Source organism: Qipengyuania soli (genome assembly GCF_015529805.1).
Lineage (GTDB): Bacteria > Pseudomonadota > Alphaproteobacteria > Sphingomonadales > Sphingomonadaceae > Qipengyuania > Qipengyuania soli.
The window spans coordinates 1,152,018-1,175,840 of the sequence record NZ_CP064654.1; the positions used below are offsets into that span (position 1 = coordinate 1,152,018).

Sequence of the window (23,823 nt, forward strand, 5' to 3'; positions counted from 1 at the left end):
GTGGTTAGGGGTCTGAGCGCGAAGAGGGTAAAATTCAATCCTGCGGCCCATGCCGCGTGTGTGCTCTCATTGCAAATCTTCTACGCAAATGCGGCTGAATGCGCATTGAATGCGACCTGTGCCCGCCGTTCAGGGTTTCCACGGGCGCACAGACCACCCATATGTGGAAAAAGCGCTCGATACGGCGCTTCGTTCCCCCCGCTCGGTGGCGCTTTGACGCCCTCTCGCCTAAGTTCGGGCACCTCAGAACATAAGCAGTTCACAGTACGGAAAACAGCGTTTTGTCAGACGATACCGAAGTCCTGAACCCTCCCGCCTTCGATGGCGGCGAATATACCCGCATCGACATCGTCGATGAGATGAAGACGAGCTACCTCGATTACGCGATGAGCGTGATCGTCAGCCGTGCGCTTCCAGATGTGCGCGACGGGTTGAAGCCGGTTCATCGGCGCATCCTCTTCGCCAGTCAGGAAGGCGGATTCGTCGCCGGGCGCCCCTATCGCAAGAGCGCCAAGATCGTCGGCGACGTGATGGGCAACTACCACCCCCACGGTGACGCCGCGATCTATGATGCTCTCGCCCGCATGACGCAGGACTGGTCGCTCCGCGTCCCGCTGATCGACGGTCAGGGCAACTTCGGTTCGATGGACCCCGATCCGCCGGCTTCGATGCGCTATACCGAAGCCCGCCTTGCCCGCGTCGCCAACGCGCTGCTCGACGATCTCGACAAGGATACCGTCGACTTCACCGACAACTACGACGGTTCGCGGCAGGAGCCCACGGTCCTCCCTGCCCGCTTCCCCAACCTGCTGGTCAACGGCGCAGGCGGCATCGCGGTCGGCATGGCGACCAACATCCCGCCGCACAATCTCGGCGAAGTCATCGACGGCTGTTTCGCATTCATGGACAACCCCGCGATCACCAGCGAGGAACTGTTCGAGATCATCCCTGGCCCGGATTTCCCGACCGCACCACTGATTCTCGGCAAGTCCGGCTCGCGAGCGGCCTACACAACCGGGCGAGGCTCCATCCTGATGCGTGCACGCCACGAATTCGAGACCGGCCGCAATGACCGCCGGTCGATAGTCCTCACCTCGATTCCCTACCAGGTCGGCAAGAGCTCGCTGGTCGAGAAGATTGCCGAGGCGGCCAAGGACAAGCGGATCGAGGGTATTTCCGACATTCGTGACGAATCCTCGCGTGAAGGTGTTCGCGTTGTTGTCGACCTGAAGCGGGATGCCTCGCCCGAAGTCGTGCTCAACCAGATCTGGCGCTACACGCCAGCGCAGGCGAGCTTCCCCGCGAACATGCTCGCCATCCGTGGCGGCCGCCCCGAAACCCTGACCCTGCGCGAGTTCATCCAGGCCTTCATCGGCTTCCGCGAAGAGGTGATCACCCGCCGGACCAAGTTCGAACTGAACAAGGCACGCGAACGGGCGCACATCTTGCTCGGCCTCGTGGTTGCGGTGTCGAACCTCGACGAGGTCGTGGCAATGATCCGCGGTTCGTCGAATCCCGCCGACGCCCGCGCCAAGCTGCTCGCCAAGGAATGGCCGATCGGCGACATCGCCCAGTACATTGCGCTGGTCGAGGCCATCGAACCGACCGAGGACGAACATGGCGGCACCTACCGCCTCTCCGAACGGCAGGTTAAGGCGATCCTCGACCTGCGCCTGCACCGCCTGACCGCGCTGGGTCGCGACGAGATCGGCGACGAGCTCAAGGAACTGAGCATCGCGATCGAGGAATACCTCTCGATCCTTGCCGACCGCGTGAAGCTCTACGGCGTCATGCGCGAGGAACTGCAGGAAATCCGCGCCAACTACGCGACCCCGCGTGTCTCCGAAATCGCTCCCGCCTGGGACGGCCTCGAGGACGAGGACCTGATCGAGCGCGAGGACATGGTCGTGACCGTGACCCATGGTGGCTACATCAAGCGCACTCCGCTCGACGCCTTCCGTGCGCAGAACCGCGGGGGCAAGGGTCGCAGCGGCATGGCGACGAAGGACGAGGATGCCGTCGTCGAGATGTTCGTCACCTCAACGCACAACCCGGTGCTGTTCTTCACCAACACCGGTCGCGTATATCGCATGAAGGTATGGAAACTGCCCGAGGGCGGCCCCACGACCAAAGGTCGTCCGATGGTCAACCTCCTGCCACTCGGCGACGAGGAGCGCGTGACGAATGTCCTGCCCCTGCCTGAAGACGAAAACGAGTGGAGCAACCTCAACATCGTCTTTGCGACCGAGCAGGGCATGGTTCGCCGAAATTCGATGGATGCCTTCACCAATGTGCCCTCGAACGGGAAATACGCGATGGGCTTCGTCGAAGGCAGCGGTGACCGCCTGATCGGGGTCGAACTGCTGACCGAGGAACAGGAAATCTTCCTCGCTTCGGATGCGGGCAAGGCGATCCGTTTCTCCGCCACCGACGCGCGCGAGACCAAGAGCCGCACCGGTATCGGCGTGCGCGGCATGAAGCTCAAGGATGGCCAGAAGGTCGTCTCGATGGCGGTGCTCGATGCCGGCGAATGGACGACGGAGCAGCGTGATGCCTATCTTCGCGCCGCGCCGTGGAAGGACAACGACGCAGAGGCTGCTCTCGATGAAGAGACAGTTGCCCGGATGGCAGAGGGCGAGGAATTCGTCCTCACCATTACCGCCAATGGCTATGGCAAGATTTCGTCCGCCTATGAATACCGGACAATCGGCCGCGGCGGCCAGGGTCTTACCAATATCGGTACTCCCGAGAGCAATCCCGAGCGGAACGGTCCGGTGGTCGCCAGCTTCCCGGTCAAGCATGGCTCGCAGCTGATGCTCGTGACCGACCAGGCCAAGCTGATCCGCCTGCCGATCGACTTCCGCCACATGCTTGAAGGCGAGGATCCGGGCGGTTTCCGTATCATCGGCCGTGGTTCCGCAGGCATCCGCATCTTCAATGTCGCTTCGGGTGAGCATGTCGTCGGCGCGGCGCTGATCGACGAGACCGAGGAGCCGGAGAACGCCGCCGAGGAGGCAGTGGCCGAGGAAATGGCAGACCTTGCCGCCAAGGACACCGAGCCTTACACCACTGCGCACTCGGACAAGAATATCGAAGGCGAACCCGGCGGATGACGATGAAGGTCGAGCCCAGTGGACAGGCGTGCGGGGCACGCGTCACTGGGCTCGACCTTTCTCAGGCTCTGACGCGCGATCAAGTTAGCCCAATCCGCGCTTTGTGGCTCGAACACAAGGTGCTGGCATTCGCCGGGCAGTCGCTCGACGATGACGATCTCGAGACCTTTACAAGGCTGATGGGCGGGTTCGGAGAGGACCCGTTCTTTGCGCCCATCGAGGGCCGCCGCAACATCGCAGCTATCCTGCGCGAAGCGGATGAGACGACCCCGCTCTTTGCCGAGAACTGGCACAGCGACTGGAGTTTCCTCGAACGTCCACCTGCGGGGACATGCCTGCTGGCGATCGACATTCCGCCGACGGGCGGGGACACGCTATTCGCAGACCAGGGCGCGGCATTTGCGGCCCTGCCCGAGGATCGCAAGGACTACCTGCGCTCGTTGACGGCAATTCACAGCGCCAAGCTGGCCTATGCCCCGGACGGAACTTACGGCGAGAAGGACAAGGGCCGCTCGATGGCCATTCGCCCGGGCGAAAGCGCGCGCGAGACCCGAACCCACCCGCTGGTCCAGCGTCACCCCGAAACCGGTGAGGAGTGCCTCTACTCCACGCTAGGCTATATCGTCGGGATCGAGGGGATGGACGATGCCGAGGCATTCCCATTCCTCGCCGAACTTGCCGCATGGCAGTCACGAGAGGAGTTCGTCTATCGCCATCGCTGGGAGCCCGACATGCTGGTCATGTGGGACAACCGGGCTGTCCTGCACAAGGCGACCGGCGGCTACGAAGGTCACCGGCGCGAACTGCACCGCACCACGATAGCCGCCTTCGCCGCCTAGGGGCGGTTACGGTCACTCCGCAGGGTCTGGATGACACCCGTCGCGATGAGGAACTGGCCCGAGTAGTAGATCGGCCAGACGAGCCAATCGGCTACCGGCTTCATTGCGGGTACCCCCATGCGAGCGAAAATTAGCCAGTCCGAGATTACGAACAGCACTGCGCCGATCCCGACCCGATAACGCGGAAACCGGCTCGCCCATGCTGTCGCCGCCATGATCCCCAGACCCACCGAGTAGAGCAGGACAAGAGGCTCGCGGGTAAGAAGCCACGATATGAGCGGGGTCGCGACGAGGAGAGCGACGGCAGCCCCGATCTGGCTCCCGCGATAAGCCTTGCGTCGATGCTGGAGGTAGAAAACGCTGGCGACGAGGTGCCCTGCCAGGAAGAAGCCAGCACCTACCTCGAAGAACAGGTCGAGCAGGGCATCACCCAATGCGCCAAGCAGCATGACCAGCGATATCACCTTCGCATCGCGCTCCGGATGACGAACCCATGCATATACGGCAAGGAAACCGACACCGGCCCCCTTGAGCAGCGCAAGATACAGTTCCGGGACCGGCGTCAGTGGCAGCCAGTCCCTGGTCACGAAATAGAACGCCAACGAAGCTGTCAGGCTCGCCAGCAGCCACGGACGATGTTCGGCAAGTGCGCGCTTGGGCATGGAACTCCCCTCTTGGTGAGCGCTAGGGCTTGATGGGCCAACCATGCAAGCCTAACTGCGCCGCCAATGACCCACGATATCCACATTATCGGCGGCGGCCTCGCCGGGAGCGAAGCCGCCTGGCAGCTTGCCCAGCGCGGCTTCCGCGTTCGCTTGTCCGAGATGCGCGGATCGGGCGACATGACGCCTGCCCACCAGACCGACGGGCTGGCCGAGCTGGTTTGTTCGAACAGCTTCCGTTCCGACGACAGCGACAAGAACGCGGTGGGCCTGCTTCATTACGAGATGCGCCAGCTCGACAGCCTGATCATGCGTGCCGGCGAGATTGCTCGCGTCCCTGCCGGCAGCGCAATGGCTGTGGATCGCGATGTCTTCTCCGAGGAAGTCCAGCGATCGCTCGAAAACCACCCCAACGTGGCGGTCGTGCGCGAGCGCATCGATGCCCTCCCCTCCTCCGGTCCCACCATCGTCGCGACCGGGCCTCTTACCGCTCAGTCGCTCGCCGAGAGCATCGTTGCAGCGACCGGGCAGGACCGCCTCGCCTTTTTCGATGCCATCGCTCCCATCGTCCATCGCGACAGTATCGACATGTCGAAATGCTGGATCCAGTCCCGCTGGAACAAGCGCACCGAGGCCTCGAACGAGGGCGGCGATTACATCAACTGCCCGATGACCCGGGAGCAGTATCTCGCATTCCACCAAGGCCTGATGGATGGCGAGAAGACCGAATTCCGCGAGTGGGAGCAGGACACGCCCTATTTCGACGGGTGCATGCCGATCGAGGTGATGGCCGCGCGCGGGGTCGAAACCTTGCGCTACGGCCCGATGAAGGGAGTCGGGCTCGACAACCCCTTCGATACGTCGGAAGAATTCCCGCAAGGCCGCTGGCCCTATGCCGTCGTGCAGCTGCGGCAGGATAACAAGCTCGGTACGTTATGGAACATGGTCGGCTTCCAGACCAAGCTCAAATATGCGGCGCAGGTCGAGCTTTTCCGTACGATCCCCGGCCTTGAGAATGCCGAGTTCGCACGGCTTGGCGGCCTCCACCGCAACACCTTCCTCAACTCGCCCATGGTGCTCGATCGCCAGCTGCGCCTGCGCAATGCATCGCATATCCGCTTCGCCGGACAGGTCACCGGCTGCGAAGGTTACGTAGAAAGCTCTGCGGTCGGGCTGATGGCGGGAATGATGGCCGCAGCCGAACTCGCCGGACGCGAGTGGAGTGCCCCGCCCCGCACCACCGCTTTTGGCGCGCTGCTGGCACACATCACTGGGGACGCCGAGGCGGAGACCTACCAGCCCATGAACGTCAATTTCGGCCTGTTCCCGCCGCTTCACGAGGTGGGCAAGAAGGTGCGCAAGGAAGCCTATACCGGCCGCGCCAAGGCCGACCTCAGGGACTGGATCGCCAGCAGCGCGCTGGTTGACGCCTGATTAGCAGGCGCACTTCCGCTTCTTTACGGGCTTCGGCTTCGTTGTCGCAAACTCGGCCGGCGTTAGCTGGTTGTCCTTGTCGGCGTCGGCGCCCTCGAACTTGTCTACGGTCGCCACTGCCCATTCTTCGAAATCGAGCAGGTTATTGCCGTCCTTGTCGAGCTTGCGGAAAGCATCGCTGCGCGTCGAGAGCATTTCCACTCGGCTGACCCGCCAGTCGCGATTGCGGTCATAGCGGAAGAAGCGTTGCTGTTCCCTGGTCAGCTCGCTTGCCTCGGGCGGCTCGGGACCGAGCATGTTACCAGGATCGCTTTCGGGAACTTCGGGGAGCGGTTCGGTAGCCGGTGCGGCCAACGGCGGCGGTGCGGCTTGTTCGACCTGAGCCCTTCCTTGCCACCAGAACATTCCCAAACCGCCGAGCGCAAGCGTGGCGAAGCTCCCCAATACGACACCTCTCACGCGCGCCCCCAATTCCCGAATGACTGCAACGTCTTAGCGTCCGAACACTATCGAACGCAACGCTGTGAGTGCGGCTCCCCTGTCGGACAGGAGCGGGCAGCCCCCACGTTTGAGCGACCGGCCGGCAAGCGCCTGAAGGATCGCCAGCCCACGCAGACGGCGAGGAAGGCGACGGCCCTGCGCCGGCACTGTTCCGGCAATTGCAACGAGAGCGGCGCGATCGCTCGCACCGCTCACCCCTGCGACCAGATCGGCAATCGACCAAAGTCGCGCTGCGCGGCGGATTTCCGGTTCGAAATCGGCGGAAACCTGCGTGTGCCTGGCGTAGGTTAGCCAAGCCTTCTCACGACCGTCGAGAAGCGGATCAATAGAGGACTCGTCGAGGCTCTCCGCCAGAAGGAATGCCTCCCAACCGTCGACCAGGCAGGCAAGTTCGGCAGAGACTGCACCAAAGGCGGTCCCGATGTCATCGACCAGCGGATTGCCTGTCGGACGTTCAAGGAGGGGAGCGGAAAGTGCATCGCGCCACCAGGCGAGCCGCAACTGGCCGACGATTGCCTCGCTCGCCTGTGCAACGGCGCGGCCGAGATTGCGATCGAGCTCGAACATCGCTTTCAGCGCCGCCCGATCGTCGGGCCTGGAGTGGGCGATTGCCAGTTCAAGTTCAGGAGGAAGTAGGCTCTCGGCAGCGATCATGCCGCGCTTATGGCGCAAGCATGCACACATTCAAGCTCGGGCGAAGGATCACTCCTGGAAGTAGGCGCGGCGAGTCGAGCGAACCGGCAGCGAGCCAAGATTCACGAACACCAAGTTCACCGGGTAGCTGCCCGTACCCACCAGCTCGACGTACTTGCGACCATCCGTCGATGTTCCCCGCGTCAGGGTAACTGCGGCTGAACCGAATTTCTTGGCGGTGAGGAGATTGCTCTCGAACTTCGTTGAAAGCTCCGCATCGCTCGGTTGCGGATAGAGGATGGCTGCGCGAGCCGTCTCGTCGATCGCCGTAGTCATTGAGTTCTTGAAATAGAGGTAGATGCCCATGTTCATGGCGCCGAGCAGCATGACCAGCGCGACCGGGATCGCGAGGCCGAATTCGACGGCGGCGGCACCCTTCCGGTCGCCAACAAGGTTGCGCAGCAGCCTGCTCACTGGGTCTGCACCGTGACGTGGCCGGTGTAGTCGAACGACTTGACGTAGTTCGCGTACCCCGGGATGTTCAGGATCGGCGTGTAGGTGTCCTTGACCTCGATCTTGACGAACTTGGTCACGACCGCGGTCGGCTTGTTGCAGATGCCGAGGGTCTGGTTCGCCTTGGATGAGTCGCACTCGATCCATGACGTGACCGTAATCTTGTTGGCCGGAAGCCCCGTCGCGAGGACCATTTCAGCCTTGATGACCGGATCGAGCGGGACGGATTCCATCTTTGCGAAAACGTAATCCGCGCCGACCTGCGCATATTGCTGCATTTTCATGCGGTGCATGAAGCCCATGGTCGCATCGACCGAAGCGAGGGCCATCGTCAGCAGGATCGGCGTCGCGAAGGCGAGCTCGAGCGTCGCGTTACCGCGTGTCTCGCTCGCCAGTCGCTTTGCAATCCTCGAAATCACTGACGCATCCTCAAGAACTTGTCGCCGGTGAAGGACACCACGCCGCGACCCGACGGGCAGCTGTTCGACACCGAGGTGTTCCCACTAAAGGCGATGTATTGAGAAATGATTTGCAGGCAGTCGGTCGTCATGCCGCTGTTGCCAGTAAAGGTCACGCGGGTGCTCGGTGCATAAATCGCACCATCGAACTTCGAGTTGGAATCTCCGGTGACAGCGAAGCCGCCGTTGGTTCCGGTGCCGAGCGGCGTACGGCTGTCCTGGTGGATCAGGATGCCGGCATACGAGCCAGAGGACGGAGCGGTAAGCTGGAGGTTCGAAGTGCCCTGCGCGCTGAAGGTGCCGATCTTCGAACTGTTGAACGGGGAATCGGTATTGGTGAAGACCAGCGTGACGCCATTCCCGATCACGGTGGCATTACCGCCAACACTCAGGCCCTTTTCGCCGAGGTAGTACGTGCCGGGATTGAGGGTAAGCTTGGCGTTGGCCTGGATCTGAATTCCCTTGTAGCAACCGGGGCTCAGGGTATTGTTGTTGCCCGAGATCAAAGGCCAGTTGCTGCAGACCTGGTTAGGGTTGGACACCAGATTGGCGAAAGGATCGGCCGATGCGGCGACGCCGTTATTGATCGCCGTGTCGGACGTGATGCTGTTACCCTGATTGACTGTACCGACTGCAGAAAGCGCACCGGCCTTGATGGTGTCCGAAGAAGTCGCATCAAAGTTTGAGTTCGACTGCAGGCCGCAGTTCATGTTGACCGAGGCAGAACCCGTGATGCTCAGCGCCGAACCGGAGTTCGACAGGGCGATCATGCAGTTCACCACTTCGCTCGACGCCTGGGCGACAGCTTCGACGCTGATGGTCGGAGTGGTCTTCAGGAACATGCTCGAGAAGGGGAGCTTCTGCTTGGTCGACAGGACGATGCGAACCATGCCCTTCTGACCGGCAAACTTGCCGGTGGTCGGGGGCGTTTCGATGGCGTTGATCGTGTAGGCGCGCTGGTTGTTGTAGCCGAGGACCTTGCGGACGGCGGTGTCGACCGCTGCTGCATCGCCACCGGCCTTGAGCGAGTTTGCGCCCGCGATCGCACCGGCATCGGCGGCGCTGCGAAGTTCGCGCTTCCACGTGATCCACTGCGCACCATCGACGGCAAGACCGACGGTCCCCACCAGCGGCACCATGGAAAGCCCCATGAGGGTCATGACATTGCCCTGCGTGCTTTTGCGAAGGCTGCGCAGGAAGGTCTTGGCACTCTCGAACATCTTTGGTCATCCTTTCGACCGGCTCGACCTACTTATGCCACGGACGCCTTGGAAAATGCTGAAAGAGGAAGGTTAAATCGGACTGAAATTTCCGCCCCCTGATCCGCTCAAGCCATTGGATTTGCGCCATTCCCGCTCGGTAACGAATGTCTTAATTTCCGGAGCCCGGTAATTGGTAATCACTGAAATGCGAAAGACGCCAGGCAGCCCTTCGAGCTAGAGGACCAAGTCTTCCTCAGGGTCTTCCGAGGCAGTCATTAACCTCGATTTTACCCTGTCGAACTAGGCGTTTGCTCCGAAATCCCGGAACCGGAACGGGACAACGTGGGGCTATTATGATCGACAATCGCTTGCGCCGCTTGATGCGAGCAGTTCGCGCAGATGTCAGTGGCAATGCCCTGATGCTCACTGCCATGGGTGCACCTGTCATTTTCGGTGGCGCAGGTCTGGGGGTCGACCTGGCCCAGTACTACATGTTCAAGCGCGAGCTTCAGTACGCAGTCGACCAGGCAGCGGTCGCCGGGGCATGGGCGCGAGGCAATGGCGACAAGGGCGTCTACTACAAGACGCGCGCGTTGCAGGAATTCAGTGCCAACCTGTCGACCACCTCAGGCTACTCCCCTACCCTTACCTACGACATCGAGGATTACGGGGACGACAAGCAGAACAGCGTGGTTGTGACTGCGAAGATCACCACGAACTTGCCCTTCAGCAAGCTTCTGATCGGTTCTGCAACGGACGTCGCGGTCAAGGCGCAAGCCTCGTTCGAAGAGCTCGAGGAATACAACCCATGCCTCTACGCGCTCAACACAACGGCCAATTCCGCGCTCTGGTTCAATGGCGATCCGACAGTCGATGCGAAATGCGGCGTCGGAGCACGGTCAACCTCCGCGACCTCGGTTCGCACCAATGGGGGTAGCGGCCCGCAGGACATCAATTTCGCGATTTCCGGCGGCAGCATCAGTGACGGTTCCGGAGCGTTCGAGAACGCCGCCGTGGTTGAGAACCTCGAAGACCTGATCGATCCGTTCGAGGGGATCACGCCGCCTGACAACCCTACGCCGCGGACACTGTCGTGCGGATACTCGACCGGCAAGTGGACGGCGGACGAAAAGGCCACAAAGGTCGCCACCTACAAGTATTACAAGGGCCAGACCGAGGCCAAGGCCGTCAAGGCCGGTGTCTACACCTACTCTGGCGCCCAGGCCCCGACGACGTCGATCACGACCACCTTGTCGATGACTTTCACGAGTCAGCCGGTCGACTACACTTCCGACCTCAAGGTCGTCGGTCCCTACAAGAAGACGGGCAACGGTCCGGACACGATCTGGGAGGAGGAATCCTCCACGACCAAGTACGAATATTCGAACATTGTGCAGGAGACGGCAGCTGCCGGAGCCATGCAGCCCGGCACCTACACCGACTTCGAGATCAGCTGCGACACTGTGCTGTCGAGCGGCATCTACGTGATCAATGGCGGCAAGTTCAAACTGAATGCCGGCAACAAGCTTATCGGCAGCGGGGTTCTCTTCGTTCTCAAGGGCGGAGCCGAACTGCAAATCAACGGCGGTGCCGAAGTCAGCCTGTCGCCCATGTCTTCGACCGAAATGGTCGCCGCTGGGGTCGACTCCGAAACGGCCACCAAGATTGCCGGCATGCTGATATTCGAAGATCCAAGTTCGGCCGGTTCTGCCAAGAGCAAGATCAACGGCGGCGCGAATTTCGAGCTGAACGGCATTGTCTACATGCCGCGCAGCGACGTGCAGCTGGCTGGCCATATGAGCGCCAGCAGCCAATGCCTCATGCTCATGTCGAATACGATCCAGATCAGCGGTACCGCCGACCTGACGACTCTCTGTCCTGTCGGGAAGGAACCCGATGTGGTGGTAGGCGGTGGCGGAACACGCGTGAGGCTGGTGTCGTGATCGCCGCCTTCACCCGCCTGTTGCGGAGCGATCGCGGCACTGTGGTCATCGAAACGGCCATTGTCCTGCCGGTTCTGGCCATCCTGGTCCTCGGCGGCTTCGAGGTCAGCCGCATCGTGGCGCGTAACAGTGAGCTTCAATCGGCTGCCGCGGAAGCTGCGGCCGTGGTGCTGGCCAACCCGCCCGGAGACGCGGCGGAGAAAGCCAAGATCGAGGCAATCGTGGAAAGCTCCGCAGGCCTGGCGACCAACAAGGTTACTCTTACGACACAGTATCGCTGCAACGCCAGCACGACGCTGGTGTCGGCGAGCACGGCTTGCGGCACCAACGACGAGATCTCCGAGTATATCGAGATCCGCATGCTCGACAGCTATACGCCGATATGGACCAGTTTCGGCGTCGGTCGCACGATCCAGTACGACATTACTCGAAGGGTACAGGTGTCGTGATGCGCGCTCTGTTTGCTCATCTCCGTCACGATGTCCGGGGCTCGACCGTGGTGGAGTTCGCCATTCTGGCGCCCGTCATCTTCGGGATGATTTTCGGCGTGATCCAGGTCGGTTCTGCCATGCAGTCTTACAATGCCATGCGCGGCATTGCATCTGACACGGCCCGGTATGCGGTGATCGAATACCAGAAGAAGAACGAGGTGACCGACGCGGCGCTGGAAACCTATGCCAGGGGCATCGCGACCAAGGCACCCTACTTGCTGCAGTCCAGCTTCGCCGCCACGGTCACTCCGGTAGCTGCCTCGCGTGTGGATGGCACATTCGAGAAGACGCTGGTCGTGACCTATACCCCGCCCAGCTACATGCCGATCATTCCGATCACTCCGCCGCAGCTCAAGTTCACCCGCTCGATCTTCGTCATCGACGAGTAGGTCGAGGGGCAGCGGCGATCAGTCGCGGTAGCAGACCTTCTTCGCCGCATTCACGATGCGCGGCGTATCGATTAACGCCAGCTTTTCGAGATTTGCAGCATAGGGCAGCGGAACGTCCTCGTCGCAGACGCGGGTGACCGGTGCATCGAGGTGGTCGAAACCCTCCTCCATGCAGATCGCAATCACCTCCGAAGCGATTGAGCAGGTCGGCCAGCCTTCTTCTGCAATGACGAGACGATTGGTCTTGGCCAACGAGGTCAGGATCGCTTCTTTGTCGAGCGGACGGAGTGTGCGAAGGTCGATGACCTCGGCGTCGATCCCCTCGCCCGCCAGCTGCTCGGCAGCTTCGAGCGCGAGACCCACGGCAATCGAGTATGCGACGATGGTCACGTCGGAACCTTCGCGCATGATGCGTGCCTTGCCGATCGGCAGGACGTAGTCGTCGATATCCGGGACATCGAAGCTGCGGCCATAGACGAGCTCGTTCTCAAGGAACACGACGGGGTCTTCGCAACGGATTGCGGCCTTCATCAGGCCCTTGGCATCGGCCGCATCATAGGGTGCGATCACAATCAAGCCGGGCACGCTGGCATACCAGGGGCCGTAGTTCTGGCTGTGCTGTGCGCCGACGCGGCTTGCCGCGCCGTTCGGGCCACGGAACACCACCGGACAGCGCATCTGGCCACCGGACATGTAGTTCGTCTTGGCTGCCGAGTTGATGATGTGGTCGATCGCCTGCATGGCGAAGTTGAAGGTCATGAATTCGACGATCGGACGCAGGCCACCCATGGCGGCACCGGTGCCGATGCCGGCAAAGCCGTATTCCGTGATCGGCGTGTCGATGACGCGCTTGGGGCCGAACTCGTCGAGCAGGCCCTGCGTGACCTTGTAGGCACCCTGGTACTGGGCAACCTCCTCGCCCATCACGAAGACGCGCTCGTCACGGCGCATTTCCTCGGCCATGCCATCGCGAAGTGCTTCGCGCACGGTGACCGAAGTGAAGCTGGTGCCGTCGGGCACGTCGGGGTCCTTCACGTCGACCTTGCGAGCCGGTTTGGTAATTTCGGCTTCACTCGGCTCCCGGCCCACGTCCTTGCCCTCGCCCGGGATGTTCGCTGCTGGGGCGGCTTCGGTGGCGGAAGTGACGGCGTCCTCTCCCTCGCCCGAAATCATCGCGATAACGGTGCCGACCTTCACGCCCTCGGTGCCTTCCGCGACGAGGATCTTGCCGAGCGTGCCTTCATCGACGGCTTCGAATTCCATCGTCGCCTTGTCGGTCTCGATTTCGGCGATGATGTCGCCGATCGCGATCTCGTCACCTTCGGACTTGAGCCACTTGGCAAGCGTGCCCTCTTCCATGGTGGGCGACAGCGCGGGCATCTTCAATTCGATAGCCATGGCTCAATACTCCTCCACCAGAACATCGGTGTAGAGTTCGGCAGCCTCCGGCTCGGGCGAATTTTCGGCGAAGTCCGCCGCTTCGCTGACCACCTTGCGGATGTCCTTGTCGATCGCCTTCAAATCGTCCTCGCTGCTGCCCTGTTCGATCAGGGTCTTCTTAAGACCCTCGATCGGGTCCTTGTGTTCGCGCACGTCCTGCACTTCCTCGCGAGTGCGGTACTTGGCCGGGTCGGACATGGAGTGGCCGCGATAGCGGTAGGTCTCGCACTCCATCAGCACCGGGCCATTACCCGCACGGACATGGGCAAAAGCGATCTCGGCCGCCTGGCGCACTTCGAGCACGTCCATGCCGTTGACCTTCATGCCCGGAATGCGGAACGCGGTCCCGCGGCGATAGAACTCGGTTTCGGCCGAGCTGCGGGTGACCGCGGTGCCCATGGCGTACTGGTTGTTCTCCACCACGAAGACGATCGGGAGCTTCCACAAGGCCGCCATGTTGAAGGTCTCGTAGACCTGGCCTTGGTTGGCGGCGCCGTCGCCGAAATAGGCGAGGCACAGGCCGCCGTCGCCGCTGTACTGGTGAGCCAGCGCAAGACCGCCACCCAGCGCAACCTGCGCGCCCACGATGCCGTGGCCGCCGTAGAACTTATGCTCGGTCGAGAACATGTGCATCGACCCGCCCTTGCCCTTCGAGATGCCGGCTTCGCGACCGGTCAGCTCTGCCATGATGACCTTGGGATCGATACCGTAGGCGAGCATGTGGCCATGGTCGCGATAGCCGGTAATGACGCTGTCGAGCTTCTCGGTCAGAGCCGACTGGAGACCAACCGCAACCGCTTCCTGGCCGATGTAGAGATGGCAGAAGCCACCGATGAGGCCGAGGCCGTAAAGCTGCCCTGCCCGTTCCTCGAAACGACGAATGAGGAGCATCTGCTCGTAGAAGTGGAGCATCTCCTCCTTGCTCGCGCCGTAGCGGCGGTCGCCTTCCAGCATTTCCTGCAGCGAATGCAGGACGAAGTCCCTGCCTCCAACTGTGTCTTCAGCTGCTGACTTCGCGGCGGTCTTCTTGCTCCGGGGGGCTTTGGCCAAGACTTCGGATCCTTGTTCTTCCGGGGAGGAATATGCACGGGCCTATAGGCACAGGCCGCGCGCCCGCGCAACAACCGGCGAGCAATGCATACGAAAACCCTTACGGAAAGGGCCGGTTTACAGGTGGGTTAGTCTTCGAGCTTGATGACGACTTCGTCCGGGTGGACGACGTTCAACTGGCTGCGGAGCAGCTCACCGACCATGTCGGGATCGGCGTGATCGCGGTCGAGCAGTTCGACTTTGTTGGCCAGCGCATCACGCTCTTTCTCGAGCGCAGCAAGCTGGGCCTTGCGTTGGTCGAGAACGCGTAGGTTCTCACTCCAGGCGAGCAGGCCGGAAGGACCCGCGATGGCAATCCCGCCCATGACGAGCAGTGCGGCAAGGGCTCCGTGTTGGGAGACCTTGGCTTTTCGTAATGCCATCATGGATTTGCCGCGCCGCATTGAGACACAGAATCACAATCCGGAGTCGCGCGCAAGTACCTTCGCGACAGGACGAGAGAATTATCCTCTGCCGGACTGCTAACGACCGGTATCAAGGAAGTCCCGGGCCGAGAAATCCTCCGGCGCGGCGACCTCGACAATCGGGTCGTCGCGGTCGTCGAATTCGGTCCTCAGCGCTTTGCTCATCACTGCATGCATGTCGTAAAGGCAGGTGATGTAGGTGAGCTCGAGGATCTCGACGTCCGAGAACTCCGTCTTCAGTTCGGCAAACAGTGCGTCGGGCACCCTGCCCCTGTGGGTCACGAGCCTGTCGGCATATGCAAGAACGAGCCGTTCGCATTTGTCGAACAGCTCGCTGGTCTGCCACGTCGGCACGGCAGCGATCTTCTCATCGCTTACACCAAGTCCGCGCAAGCTCTTGCAATGCTGGGAGAACACGAATTGGCTGCCGACGGCATAGCCCGCCCAGGTCTGCCCCAGTTCCCGCAGGACAGGGTCGATCTGGCGAGCGGGATTGCGGTAATAGCCGAAGCCCTGCGCCGCGTGCCGGAGGGTATCGGGCGAATTCGCAAAGACGGTCCACCAATCCCCCGGCGTGCCCGTGTCGGTGCCGGGATCGGTGACCGGATCGCGTTCGCCGAACAGCAGCTTGTAAAGCGGCAGCGCGACTTCGGTATCGGCCTCGTCGCGGGGAATTTCGCGCAGGCGGGGCATCAGGCGTCCACCGTCGCAGGCTCGTGGCGTACGTCCTCGGGTGTGAATTCCTTCGTGTAGGCTGCGAATTCCATCATTATCCCGTTGGGGTCGGTGAAATAGACCGAACGTACGAACACCCCCTCGTGCATCTCCTGCGCAACGCCCATCTGGCTGTCGTCGTGATTCACGACCGCGTGGGTGTGAGGAATGCCGGCAGCCTCGAGCTTGTCGACGGCGGCCTCAAGCTCGCTCTCCTCCATGTCAAAGGCAATGTGGTTCATCGATCCAACGGCGGTCTTGGATTCATAGGGAAAGCTCTTGACCGAGGCGATGCCGGGGGCCGCTGGCGGTCCGTCCTTCCACCAGAAGAAGGCGACGGCAGCCCCACCCCCGCAGTCGAAGAAGAAGTGCTGGCCACCGTCCGGCAACTGGACGGTCTTGACCAACGGCATGCCCAGCACGCCGGAATAGAATTGGACCGTTTCCTTCATATCGCGACATACCAGTGCGATATGATTGATGCCCTTCACCTTGAACATGACCTGCTCTCCTCTGGGCGAGAGGATGCCAAGCAACGGCTTGTCGTGCAATCGGAACCGTGCGCGTCATTTGCGGCTGCCTTTCTTGACACCAACCGGTTTCAGGTGTAACTAGTTTCCAACGAAACCAATCCAGCATTCCAGAGGGTGACAATGGCTGATCTCTTCGACAATCCCATCGGTCTCGACGGCTTCGAATTCGTCGAATTCTGCGCACCGAAAAAGGGCGTGATCGAACCCGTGTTCCAGGCAATGGGCTTCACGCTTGTCGCCAAGCACCGTTCGAAGGATGTCGACCTGTGGCGCCAAGGCCAGATCAACCTCATCATCAACTACGAACCCAAGAGCGCCGCCTGGTATTTCGCCCGCGAACACGGCCCCTCCGCCTGTGGCATGGGTTTCCGCGTCCGTGACGCACGAAAGGCCTATGCCGAACTGCTTGAACGCGGTGCGGAGCCCGTCGCGGTCCAGACCGGCCCGATGGAACTGCATATTCCCGCAATCCGCGGTATCGGTGGTGCCATCGTCTACCTGATCGACCGTTACGAGGACACAGAAGGCAACGGCCTTTCGATCTACGACATCGATTTCGAATACCTGCCTGGTGTCGAGAAGCACCCGGTCGGCGCCGGCTTCAACGTGATCGATCACCTGACCCACAACGTCTACAACGGGCGCATGAAGTACTGGGCGGACTATTACGAGACGCTCTTCAACTTCCGCGAAATCCGCTTCTTCGACATCAAGGGCGAGTATACCGGCCTGACCTCGAAGGCGCTTACCGCCCCCGACGGCAAAATCCGCATTCCCCTCAATGAGGAAGGCGAAGGCGGCAAGGGCCAGATCGAGGAGTTCCTTCGCGAGTTCAACGGCGAAGGCATCCAGCACATCGCGCTGATCTGCGACGACCTCGTGGGCTGCTGGGACAACCTCAAGAAACTGGGTGTCCCCTTCATGACAGCCCCGCCGGAAACCTATTACGAGATGCTGCCCGAGCGACTGCCCGAACACGGCGAGCCGGTCGACGAGCTCAAGATGCGCGGCATTCTCCTCGACGGCACGACCGAGGGCGGTTCCCCTCGCCTCCTCTTGCAGATCTTCGCTGAGGCGCAGGTCGGTCCGGTGTTCTTCGAATTCATCCAGCGCAAGGGTGACGAGGGCTTCGGCGAAGGCAACTTCAAGGCACTGTTCGAGAGCATGGAACGCGACCAGATCAAGCGCGGTGTTTTGAACGTGGAGAAGGAACCGGCGGAATGAGCGCGATCAAGCCATCCGGCATCCACCACGCTGCCTATCGCTGCAAGGACGCGAAAGAGACCGTCGATTGGTACGGCAAGGTCTTGGGCATGGAATATACCACCGCATTTGCGGAGGATCATGTCCCCTCGACCGGAGCCTACGACCCTTACATGCACGTCTTTCTCGACGCGGGTAACGGCAACGTCCTCGCCTTTTTCGAGCTGCCCAATCAGCCCGAAATGGGCCGTGACGAGAACACGCCGCAATGGGTCCAGCACCTTGCCTTCCGCGTGGGCTCGGAAGAGGAATTGCTGGCCGCAAAGGAGCATGTCGAAAGCCTCGGCATCGACGTCCTCGGGCCAACGCACCACGGCATCTTCAAGTCGATCTACTTCTTCGACCCCAACGGTCACCGTGTCGAACTGGCGACCGACATCGGTACTGACGAGCAGTATGCCGAGCTGAAGCGCGTCGCGCCGCTTATGCTCGACGAATGGAGCCAGACCAAGAAGGCTCCGCGCCATGCCGACTGGCTGCACGAGATCGCGCGCAAGGAACACGGTGTTGGCTAACGACTGCTAAGGACTAGTCCTTAGTATTCCGGAACCCTTTCGCAGGCATTCCCGTTGCCCTGCAAAGGGAGTTTTGCACGCGTGAACTATATCGCCACCCTGCGCGATCAATTGCAGGAGATGGGGGAAGGCTTCGTCGAAAGCTTGCCCGCACTCGCTATTGCAGTCTTCGTCCTTTTCCTGACCTGGATTACGGCGCGCTTCGCCGTGCGCATCTCTGACATGTTGGTCGGACGGACCGACATCCGTGCCAGCCTCAAGACGCTTGTCGATACGCTGGTGCGCCTGTCGATCTGGGTTTTCGGCATCTTCGTGGCCGCAGTCGTAGTCATCCCTGAGCTTACCCCCGCAAGCCTGCTTGCTGGCCTAGGCATAGGTGCGGTGGCGATCGGCTTTGCGTTTCAGGACATTTTCGAGAATTTTCTTGCCGGCGTACTGATCATGGTGCGGGAGAAAATGCGCATCGGCGACGTGATCGAATGCGAAGGCATTACCGGCAAGGTCGAACACATAAACATGCGCGAAACGCACGTCCGCAAGCTCTCGGGCGAGCTGACGATCGTACCGAACTCCATACTTTTCAAGAACCCGGTGAAGATCCTCACCGACGTCGACCAGCGCCGGCACGAGATCGTCGTCGGGGTCAGTTACGATACCAATCTCGACCATGCCGCCGACATCATCCGCCGTGCAGTGGAAGGCGTCGATGTGGTGCTTGCAAGCAAGGGGGTCGACATTTTTGCGCACGAGTTCAACGCGAGCTCGGTAGACTTCCTGGTGCGGTGGTGGGCCGGATCGACACCGCGCTCGGGTTGGGAGAGCAAGGACAAGGTCGTCCGCGCTATCAAGTCGGCGCTCGACGAAGCGCACATCGAGATTCCCTTCCCCTACATCACCCACACTTTCAAAGAGACCGTACCGGTCAGCCAACTGGGTGACATGCGCAAGAAGACCCCTTAGGGTTTCTTTTCGAGACTGGGTTGTCCGGTTGAGGGAGAAACGCCGATGGACATCCTTCGCACACCCGCCGATCGTTTCGCCGACCTGCCCGATTATCCCTTTGCCGAGCACTGGTTCGAGGTCGACCTTGGCCACGGACTGACCGCACGCCAGCACTATGTGGACGAGGGACCTAAGGAAGCGCCGCCCGTGTTGCTCCTCCATGGCGAGCCGAGCTGGTCGTTTCTCTACCGCAAGATGATCCCGATCCTGGTCGATGCCGGTTTTCGTGTGCTCGCCCCCGACCTCATCGGCTTCGGCAAGAGCGACAAACCGGACGACATTTCATTCTACACCTATGCCCGCCATGTCGAATGGCTGAAACAATGGCGCAACGCCGTCGAGCCTCGCCCCGCCGCGCTATTCTGCCAGGATTGGGGCAGCCTGCTAGGCCTGCGCATGGTGGGACAGGAGCCGGATCGCTTCACCTGCGTGGTTGCGAGCAACGCTGCCCTCCCCACCGGCGGCAAGGTCTCCGACGGGTTCACGGCATGGCGCGAATTTGCGCGCAGTTCTCCCGAGTTCGCAATCGGCGGAATCCTCCAGAGGGCGACACAGACCGAGCTGAGCGACGCAGAGGTTGCGGCATATGATGCCCCCTTCCCCGATGAGCCAAGCAAGGCCGGAGCGCGAGCCTTTCCGCAGCTCGTGCCGGTCGAGGACGGGATGGACGGAATTGCCGACAATCTGGAGGCGTGGAAAGGGCTCGAGGCATTCAGCGGTCCCTTCCTGACCCTGTTCGGCGAGGATGATCCGGTCCTGGGAGCGGGTGGCCCCATGCTGAGCAAGCGCATCAAGGGTGCCGAGGGTCAGCCGCACGCAATGCTGACCCGGTGCGGGCATTTCAGCCAGGAGGACCGGCCCGTCGAACTTGCCCAAGGGATCATCGACATGGCCCGCAAGGCCGGCCATCTCGCTTGAACGAAGCCTCCCACCTCACCAAACGGCAGGAAATCGCCCTGGCAATTGCCTCGGGCGCGGTGGTGGCCAATGCCTATTACATTCACCCGATCATCGGCGAGGTCGCCGATCATTTCGGAGTGAGCCATGCGCGTATCGGTCTGGTGCCGGCGCTCAACCAGATCGCCCTTGCCCTCGGCATTTTCCTGCTTCTGCCGCTGGGCGATCGCTTGTCCAATCGCCGCCTCGCGACAATCTGCGTGACCGGGCAGACGCTGTCGATGGTCGCGATGACGCTGGCGCAGGACTTTGCGCTGTTCGTCGCCGGATCGACGCTGCTCGGATTCTTCACGATCACCCCTTACCTGCTGCCCGCCTATGCCTCGAAGCGAGTAGCGCCCGAAAGGCTCGGCCACGTCACAGCGCTGATCGCTTCAGGGGCTGTTCTCGGCATCTTGCTTGCACGGGTCGGGGCTGGCGTCCTCGCAGAGCACTTCGGCTGGCATACAGTCTATTGGATTGCGACGGGTCTGATGGTGGCCGTCACGCTGATGCTTCCTCGCATCATGGAGGCCCGCGAGGCGGGAGCAGTCGCGCACGGGAGCTACCCGGCGCTGCTGAAGTCGGTCTTTCCCATAGTGCGAACGCACACCGAAGTTCTCTTGTCTGGCGCGATCCAGTCGCTCAATTTCGGGCAGTTCGTCGCCATGTGGCTCGGGCTGTCGCTTTACCTGACTTCGCCGGAGATGGGGTACGGCACCGACACGGTAGGATATCTCGCGGGTATCGCGGCGGTTAGCGTCTTCTCGACCCCACGCCTCGGCCGCTGGGCGGATCGTGTCGGACCACGCAAGGCGCGCTCCATGTTCGCGCTGCTGCAGCTTTGCGGGATCTGCCTACTCTGGCCCCTCGGCGGTTCGATTATCACTCTCCTCCTGCCGTTATTCGTCACCAATCTCGTTGGCCCCGGCATAGACGTGACCAGTCGGATGACCTTCCTCTCGCTCCAACCGGAAGTTCGAACCAGGCTCACCACTGCCTACGTTGTGTTGATGTTTTCGGGTGCAGGCCTCGCCAGTTTCGCGGGCACGGCAACATACGATCGCTTTGGCTGGACCGGCACGTGCCTACTGCTGGTGGGAATGTCCCTGCTGCTCAGCGCCTTGGCCAGCTATGCAAGGCGGCTGGGCAGATAGACCAAGGAAATGGTGCGCCCGACAGGATTCGAACCTGTGGCCCCCAGATTAGGAATCTGGTGCTCTATCCTGCTGAGCTACGGGCGCCCCCGGCCCCCTATAGCGGCTGGGAAAGCAGAAACAATCAGTTGAGTTCTTCGGGCGGTGCGACCGGGAACAGCAAAGGGGCGACGGCAATGCCTTCCGCCAGCATCTCCTCGGCCTCTTCCTTCGAAGCCTGGCCGTGGATCGGCGCTTCGTCTGCTTCTCCGTAGTGCATTGACCGCGCCTTTTCGGCGAAGTCCGCGCCAACCCAGGTGGATTTTTCGAGAGCTTTCGCCTGCGCCTCGGCCAGGGCCTTCAGCGCCTGCTTCACCTCGGCCGGCATTTCCCCGCGTACCATCTGCGTCGATTGCTCGGCCCGCGTATTCCCCTTGGCGGGAACCGCAGGAGCCATGGGCGCCTTGTCGACCTGTGACGAACCGCATGCCGGGCAAGTGACCAGCCCCCGCCCCTGCTGGGAACTGTAATCACCGGACGAGCCGAACCAGCCCTCGAAACGATGGCCTTCGCTGCAGCAGAGGTCGAATACGATCATCGTGGCGCCTATTTGGCGATCTCACGCCGGTTGGCAAGGCTGGGAACCTGAGTGCGCACCTCGGCGATCCGGCCGAGGTCGATCTCCGCAAAGCCAATTCCCGAGTGCTCGCCCCCCATGTCGAGAAGTACGTCGCCCCAAGGATCCACCACCAGGCTGTGGCCAAACGTTTGCCGCCCATCCTCGTGTTCGCCGACCTGCGCTGCCGCAACGACGAAGGCGCTGGCTTCGATTGCCCGCGCCCGCTGCATGACATGCCAGTGCGCCTTCCCCGTGGGCACGGTGAAGGCGGCAGGGATGGCAATGACATCGCACAGGCGGTTGCCGAGTGCCTCGAACAGGGCAGGAAAGCGCAGGTCATAGCAGATGGTCAGGCCCAGGCGTCCAACCGGCGTATCCTCGACCACGACCACCTGGTCGCCAGGCTTGTAGGCGTTCGATTCCCGCCAGCTCTCGCCCGTGGCCAGGTCGACATCGAACATGTGCATCTTGTCGTAACGGGCCACTACCTCGCCTTGCCCGTTCACTACGAAAGCCCTGTTTGCCCAGCGCCCGTCCTCGGCAATCACCGCCAATGATCCGATAGACACCCAAATCCCCGTCGCCGCCGCTGCCTCGCGCACTGCCGCGAGGCTGGGGTTCTGGTTTTCGGGCACGATGGACGAGGCGCCTCGCGCGCGATTGCGATCCAGCAGTCCCGACATTTCGGGGGTGAATAGCATCGATGCACCCTCCCCTGCTGCCTGCCGGACCGCCTCGCCCAGATCACGTGCATTCGCCACGGGATCGATGCCCGTGTTCATCTGGAAGAGCGCTATCCGCGTCACTCAGGCTTCCAGCATCGCATCCAGCTTGCCCTCTCGCTCGAGGGCATGGAGGTCATCCGACCCGCCGACGTGGATATCGCCTATGAAAATCTGCGGGACGGTCATCGCACCCGGTGCGCGTTCCAGCATTTCGGAACGCTTGGGACCGCCCATGGTGATGTCATGCTCGGTGTAATCTACCCCCTTCTGGTCGAGCAGCCGCTTGGCGCGGAAGCAATAACCACAGCCGAACTTGGTGTAGATGACGACAGGGGGATGACTCATGCATGACCTCGCAGTTTGTCTCTGAGCTAGTGCGCCACTTCACGTCTTGAAAGACATTTCGCCTCGCCTATCTCGAAGGTGCCGTTGCAGGCTGCAGCGGCGACGGGGTGCCAAAACGGGCCCCGCCATGATGAATCGCTCAAAGAGAGGATTTGTTTCGATGAACCGTATGGACTTTACCCCCTATCGTCGTTCCACCGTCGGCTTCGACCGCCTGTTCGACCTGATGGAGCGCCAGGCGCGCAACGCCGGTGGCGACAACTACCCCCCCTTCAACATCGAGCGTCGCGGTGACGACGAATATCGCATCACTCTTGCGGTGGCCGGTTTCCGTCCTGCCGACCTCGACATCACCGCCCAGCAGAACCTGCTTACGATCCAGGGCAAGAAGCGCGATGAAACCGCCGAAGGCGAGATGCTGCACATCGGCATCGCCAACCGCGGCTTCGAACGACGCTTCGAACTGGCCGACTATGTACGCGTCGATAATGCCGACCTCGCCGACGGTCTTCTGATCATCGATCTGGTGCGCGAAGTGCCGGAAGCGATGAAGCCGAAGAAGGTCATGATCGGCGCGCAGAAGACGCTCGAGGTGGTGAAGGACGAGGACGACGGCTCCAAGGCCGCCTGAGCCTCAGTCTCCGACCAAGATCGTTGGAATCAATAGGGGGCGGAACCGAGGTTCCGCCCCCGCGACGCATAACGCCGCCAAGCCCCAAAATCGGCCGTCCGGGTCGCAGAAGACAACCGGCTTCGAGGCAAGCCCACCGCTCTTTGGCGTTGCTAATGTCTCGAAAGCCCACGCAAATTTGCGTCAGCAATGCCGGGCTTTTGCCCCAGATATGTCAAAAGATAAACCCGCAAACCGGCGGAAAACTGCCGTTTGTCGCATGGTTACAAGTG

The 23,823-nt window shown here is 61.6% G+C and carries 26 protein-coding genes and 1 tRNA gene; 12 read left to right on the plus strand and 15 right to left on the minus strand.

Translation table 11 applies throughout. The features are described from left to right. Nucleotides 1-281 precede the first annotated feature (281 nt). Nucleotides 282-3,113: a DNA gyrase subunit A gene (gene gyrA, locus IRL76_RS05805; RefSeq protein ID WP_200983839.1), complete on the plus strand. Its 2,832-nt coding sequence runs from the start codon at nucleotides 282-284 to the stop codon at nucleotides 3,111-3,113. After that, on the plus strand, nucleotides 3,110-3,952 hold the full coding sequence (locus IRL76_RS05810; protein WP_200983840.1) for a TauD/TfdA dioxygenase family protein: 843 nt from the start codon (nucleotides 3,110-3,112) through the stop codon (nucleotides 3,950-3,952). Before gyrA ends, IRL76_RS05810 begins: the two co-directional genes overlap by 4 nt. On the opposite strand, the gene IRL76_RS05815 is transcribed toward IRL76_RS05810, so the two are convergent. Next, nucleotides 3,949-4,614: a lysoplasmalogenase family protein gene (locus IRL76_RS05815; protein ID WP_200983841.1), complete on the minus strand. Its 666-nt coding sequence runs from the start codon at nucleotides 4,612-4,614 to the stop codon at nucleotides 3,949-3,951. The genes IRL76_RS05810 and IRL76_RS05815 overlap by 4 nt on opposite strands. A 66-nt stretch (nucleotides 4,615-4,680) precedes the next feature. Here IRL76_RS05815 and trmFO point away from each other — a divergent pair, with 66 nt between their 5' ends. Continuing rightward, nucleotides 4,681-6,048 carry a methylenetetrahydrofolate--tRNA-(uracil(54)-C(5))-methyltransferase (FADH(2)-oxidizing) TrmFO gene (gene trmFO, locus IRL76_RS05820; RefSeq protein ID WP_200983842.1) on the plus strand — a complete coding sequence of 456 codons (1,368 nt, stop codon included), beginning with the start codon at nucleotides 4,681-4,683 and terminating at the stop codon, nucleotides 6,046-6,048. On the opposite strand, the gene IRL76_RS05825 is transcribed toward trmFO, so the two are convergent. From IRL76_RS05825 to IRL76_RS05845, 5 genes are read right to left on the minus strand one after another with little or no spacing between them, the layout of a single operon-like run. Beyond that, on the minus strand, nucleotides 6,049-6,507 hold the full coding sequence (locus IRL76_RS05825; protein ID WP_200983843.1) for an EF-hand domain-containing protein: 459 nt from the start codon (nucleotides 6,505-6,507) through the stop codon (nucleotides 6,049-6,051). It abuts the gene before it with no gap. 33 nt (nucleotides 6,508-6,540) lie between these two features. Then, nucleotides 6,541-7,203: a hypothetical protein gene (locus tag IRL76_RS05830; RefSeq protein ID WP_200983844.1), complete on the minus strand. Its 663-nt coding sequence runs from the start codon at nucleotides 7,201-7,203 to the stop codon at nucleotides 6,541-6,543. Between the two features lie 48 nt (nucleotides 7,204-7,251). Beyond that, a complete protein-coding gene (locus IRL76_RS05835; protein WP_200983845.1) occupies nucleotides 7,252-7,656 on the minus strand; it encodes a TadE/TadG family type IV pilus assembly protein in 405 nt (134 codons plus the stop codon). Further along, nucleotides 7,653-8,114, minus strand: a complete 462-nt coding sequence (locus tag IRL76_RS05840) for a TadE/TadG family type IV pilus assembly protein (protein WP_200983846.1) — start codon at nucleotides 8,112-8,114, stop codon at nucleotides 7,653-7,655. The genes IRL76_RS05835 and IRL76_RS05840 overlap by 4 nt, the downstream gene beginning before the upstream one ends. Further along, the gene (locus IRL76_RS05845) at nucleotides 8,111-9,373 is read right to left on the minus strand and encodes a pilus assembly protein TadG-related protein (protein ID WP_200983847.1); all 1,263 of its coding nucleotides are present in this window, start codon (nucleotides 9,371-9,373) and stop codon (nucleotides 8,111-8,113) included. The genes IRL76_RS05840 and IRL76_RS05845 overlap by 4 nt, the downstream gene beginning before the upstream one ends. Nucleotides 9,374-9,735: 362 nt before the next feature. On the opposite strand from IRL76_RS05845, the gene IRL76_RS05850 reads away from it, so the two are divergent. Genes IRL76_RS05850 through IRL76_RS05860 form a run of 3 tightly spaced genes read left to right on the plus strand, consistent with a single transcriptional unit; the run spans nucleotide 9,736 to nucleotide 12,178 of the window. Beyond that, the gene (locus tag IRL76_RS05850) at nucleotides 9,736-11,298 is read left to right on the plus strand and encodes a TadE/TadG family type IV pilus assembly protein (protein ID WP_200983848.1); all 1,563 of its coding nucleotides are present in this window, start codon (nucleotides 9,736-9,738) and stop codon (nucleotides 11,296-11,298) included. Next, nucleotides 11,295-11,747, plus strand: coding sequence for a TadE/TadG family type IV pilus assembly protein (locus IRL76_RS05855; RefSeq protein WP_200983849.1), 453 nt, complete (start codon nucleotides 11,295-11,297; stop codon nucleotides 11,745-11,747). The genes IRL76_RS05850 and IRL76_RS05855 overlap by 4 nt, the downstream gene beginning before the upstream one ends. Beyond that, on the plus strand, nucleotides 11,747-12,178 hold the full coding sequence (locus IRL76_RS05860) for a TadE/TadG family type IV pilus assembly protein (protein WP_200983850.1): 432 nt from the start codon (nucleotides 11,747-11,749) through the stop codon (nucleotides 12,176-12,178). The genes IRL76_RS05855 and IRL76_RS05860 overlap by 1 nt, the downstream gene beginning before the upstream one ends. Before the next feature lie 18 nt (nucleotides 12,179-12,196). Here the strand turns inward: IRL76_RS05860 and IRL76_RS05865 are convergent, their stop codons facing one another. From IRL76_RS05865 to IRL76_RS05885, 5 genes are all read right to left on the minus strand, one after another. Then, the gene (locus IRL76_RS05865) at nucleotides 12,197-13,576 is read right to left on the minus strand and encodes a pyruvate dehydrogenase complex E1 component subunit beta (RefSeq protein WP_200983851.1); all 1,380 of its coding nucleotides are present in this window, start codon (nucleotides 13,574-13,576) and stop codon (nucleotides 12,197-12,199) included. A 3-nt stretch (nucleotides 13,577-13,579) separates the two neighbouring features. After that, a complete protein-coding gene (pdhA, locus tag IRL76_RS05870; protein ID WP_200983852.1) occupies nucleotides 13,580-14,668 on the minus strand; it encodes a pyruvate dehydrogenase (acetyl-transferring) E1 component subunit alpha in 1,089 nt (362 codons plus the stop codon). A 128-nt stretch (nucleotides 14,669-14,796) separates the two neighbouring features. Then, complete coding sequence (locus IRL76_RS05875) at nucleotides 14,797-15,093, minus strand: FtsB family cell division protein (RefSeq protein ID WP_246450018.1); 297 nt, start codon at nucleotides 15,091-15,093, stop codon at nucleotides 14,797-14,799. 96 nt (nucleotides 15,094-15,189) lie between these two features. Next, entirely contained in the window at nucleotides 15,190-15,825 is a 636-nt protein-coding gene (locus IRL76_RS05880) for a carboxymuconolactone decarboxylase family protein (protein ID WP_200983854.1), read from the minus strand. Beyond that, complete coding sequence (locus IRL76_RS05885) at nucleotides 15,825-16,346, minus strand: VOC family protein (RefSeq protein WP_200983855.1); 522 nt, start codon at nucleotides 16,344-16,346, stop codon at nucleotides 15,825-15,827. Before IRL76_RS05885 ends, IRL76_RS05880 begins: the two co-directional genes overlap by 1 nt. A gap of 153 nt (nucleotides 16,347-16,499) precedes the next feature. Between IRL76_RS05885 and hppD the strand changes: the two genes are divergently transcribed. The 5 genes from hppD to IRL76_RS05910 all read left to right on the plus strand — a co-directional run bounded on the left by hppD (nucleotide 16,500) and on the right by IRL76_RS05910 (nucleotide 21,252). Beyond that, nucleotides 16,500-17,603 (plus strand): 4-hydroxyphenylpyruvate dioxygenase, encoded by a 1,104-nt coding sequence (gene hppD, locus IRL76_RS05890; RefSeq protein WP_200983856.1) that lies wholly within the window; start codon nucleotides 16,500-16,502, stop codon nucleotides 17,601-17,603. Further along, nucleotides 17,600-18,157, plus strand: coding sequence for a VOC family protein (locus tag IRL76_RS05895; protein WP_200983857.1), 558 nt, complete (start codon nucleotides 17,600-17,602; stop codon nucleotides 18,155-18,157). Before hppD ends, IRL76_RS05895 begins: the two co-directional genes overlap by 4 nt. A gap of 81 nt (nucleotides 18,158-18,238) precedes the next feature. Beyond that, nucleotides 18,239-19,117 carry a mechanosensitive ion channel family protein gene (locus IRL76_RS05900; RefSeq protein ID WP_246450020.1) on the plus strand — a complete coding sequence of 293 codons (879 nt, stop codon included), beginning with the start codon at nucleotides 18,239-18,241 and terminating at the stop codon, nucleotides 19,115-19,117. Nucleotides 19,118-19,162: 45 nt separating this feature from the next. Beyond that, a complete protein-coding gene (locus IRL76_RS05905; protein WP_200983858.1) occupies nucleotides 19,163-20,077 on the plus strand; it encodes a haloalkane dehalogenase in 915 nt (304 codons plus the stop codon). Further along, nucleotides 20,074-21,252 (plus strand): MFS transporter, encoded by a 1,179-nt coding sequence (locus IRL76_RS05910; protein WP_200983859.1) that lies wholly within the window; start codon nucleotides 20,074-20,076, stop codon nucleotides 21,250-21,252. The genes IRL76_RS05905 and IRL76_RS05910 overlap by 4 nt, the downstream gene beginning before the upstream one ends. 10 nt (nucleotides 21,253-21,262) lie before the next feature. Here IRL76_RS05910 and IRL76_RS05915 read toward each other — a convergent pair. The 4 genes from IRL76_RS05915 to grxC form a co-directional block, all read right to left on the minus strand. Continuing rightward, nucleotides 21,263-21,339, minus strand: a tRNA-Arg gene (locus tag IRL76_RS05915). Nucleotides 21,340-21,376: 37 nt separating this feature from the next. After that, nucleotides 21,377-21,829, minus strand: a complete 453-nt coding sequence (locus tag IRL76_RS05920; RefSeq protein ID WP_200983860.1) for a DUF1178 family protein — start codon at nucleotides 21,827-21,829, stop codon at nucleotides 21,377-21,379. Nucleotides 21,830-21,837: 8 nt separating this feature from the next. Further along, entirely contained in the window at nucleotides 21,838-22,656 is an 819-nt protein-coding gene (locus IRL76_RS05925) for a carbon-nitrogen hydrolase family protein (RefSeq protein ID WP_200983861.1), read from the minus strand. After that, nucleotides 22,657-22,920, minus strand: coding sequence for a glutaredoxin 3 (gene grxC, locus IRL76_RS05930; protein ID WP_200983862.1), 264 nt, complete (start codon nucleotides 22,918-22,920; stop codon nucleotides 22,657-22,659). A 160-nt stretch (nucleotides 22,921-23,080) separates the two neighbouring features. Here grxC and IRL76_RS05935 point away from each other — a divergent pair, with 160 nt between their 5' ends. Next, nucleotides 23,081-23,551, plus strand: coding sequence for an Hsp20 family protein (locus IRL76_RS05935; protein WP_200983863.1), 471 nt, complete (start codon nucleotides 23,081-23,083; stop codon nucleotides 23,549-23,551). Nucleotides 23,552-23,823 lie beyond the last annotated feature (272 nt).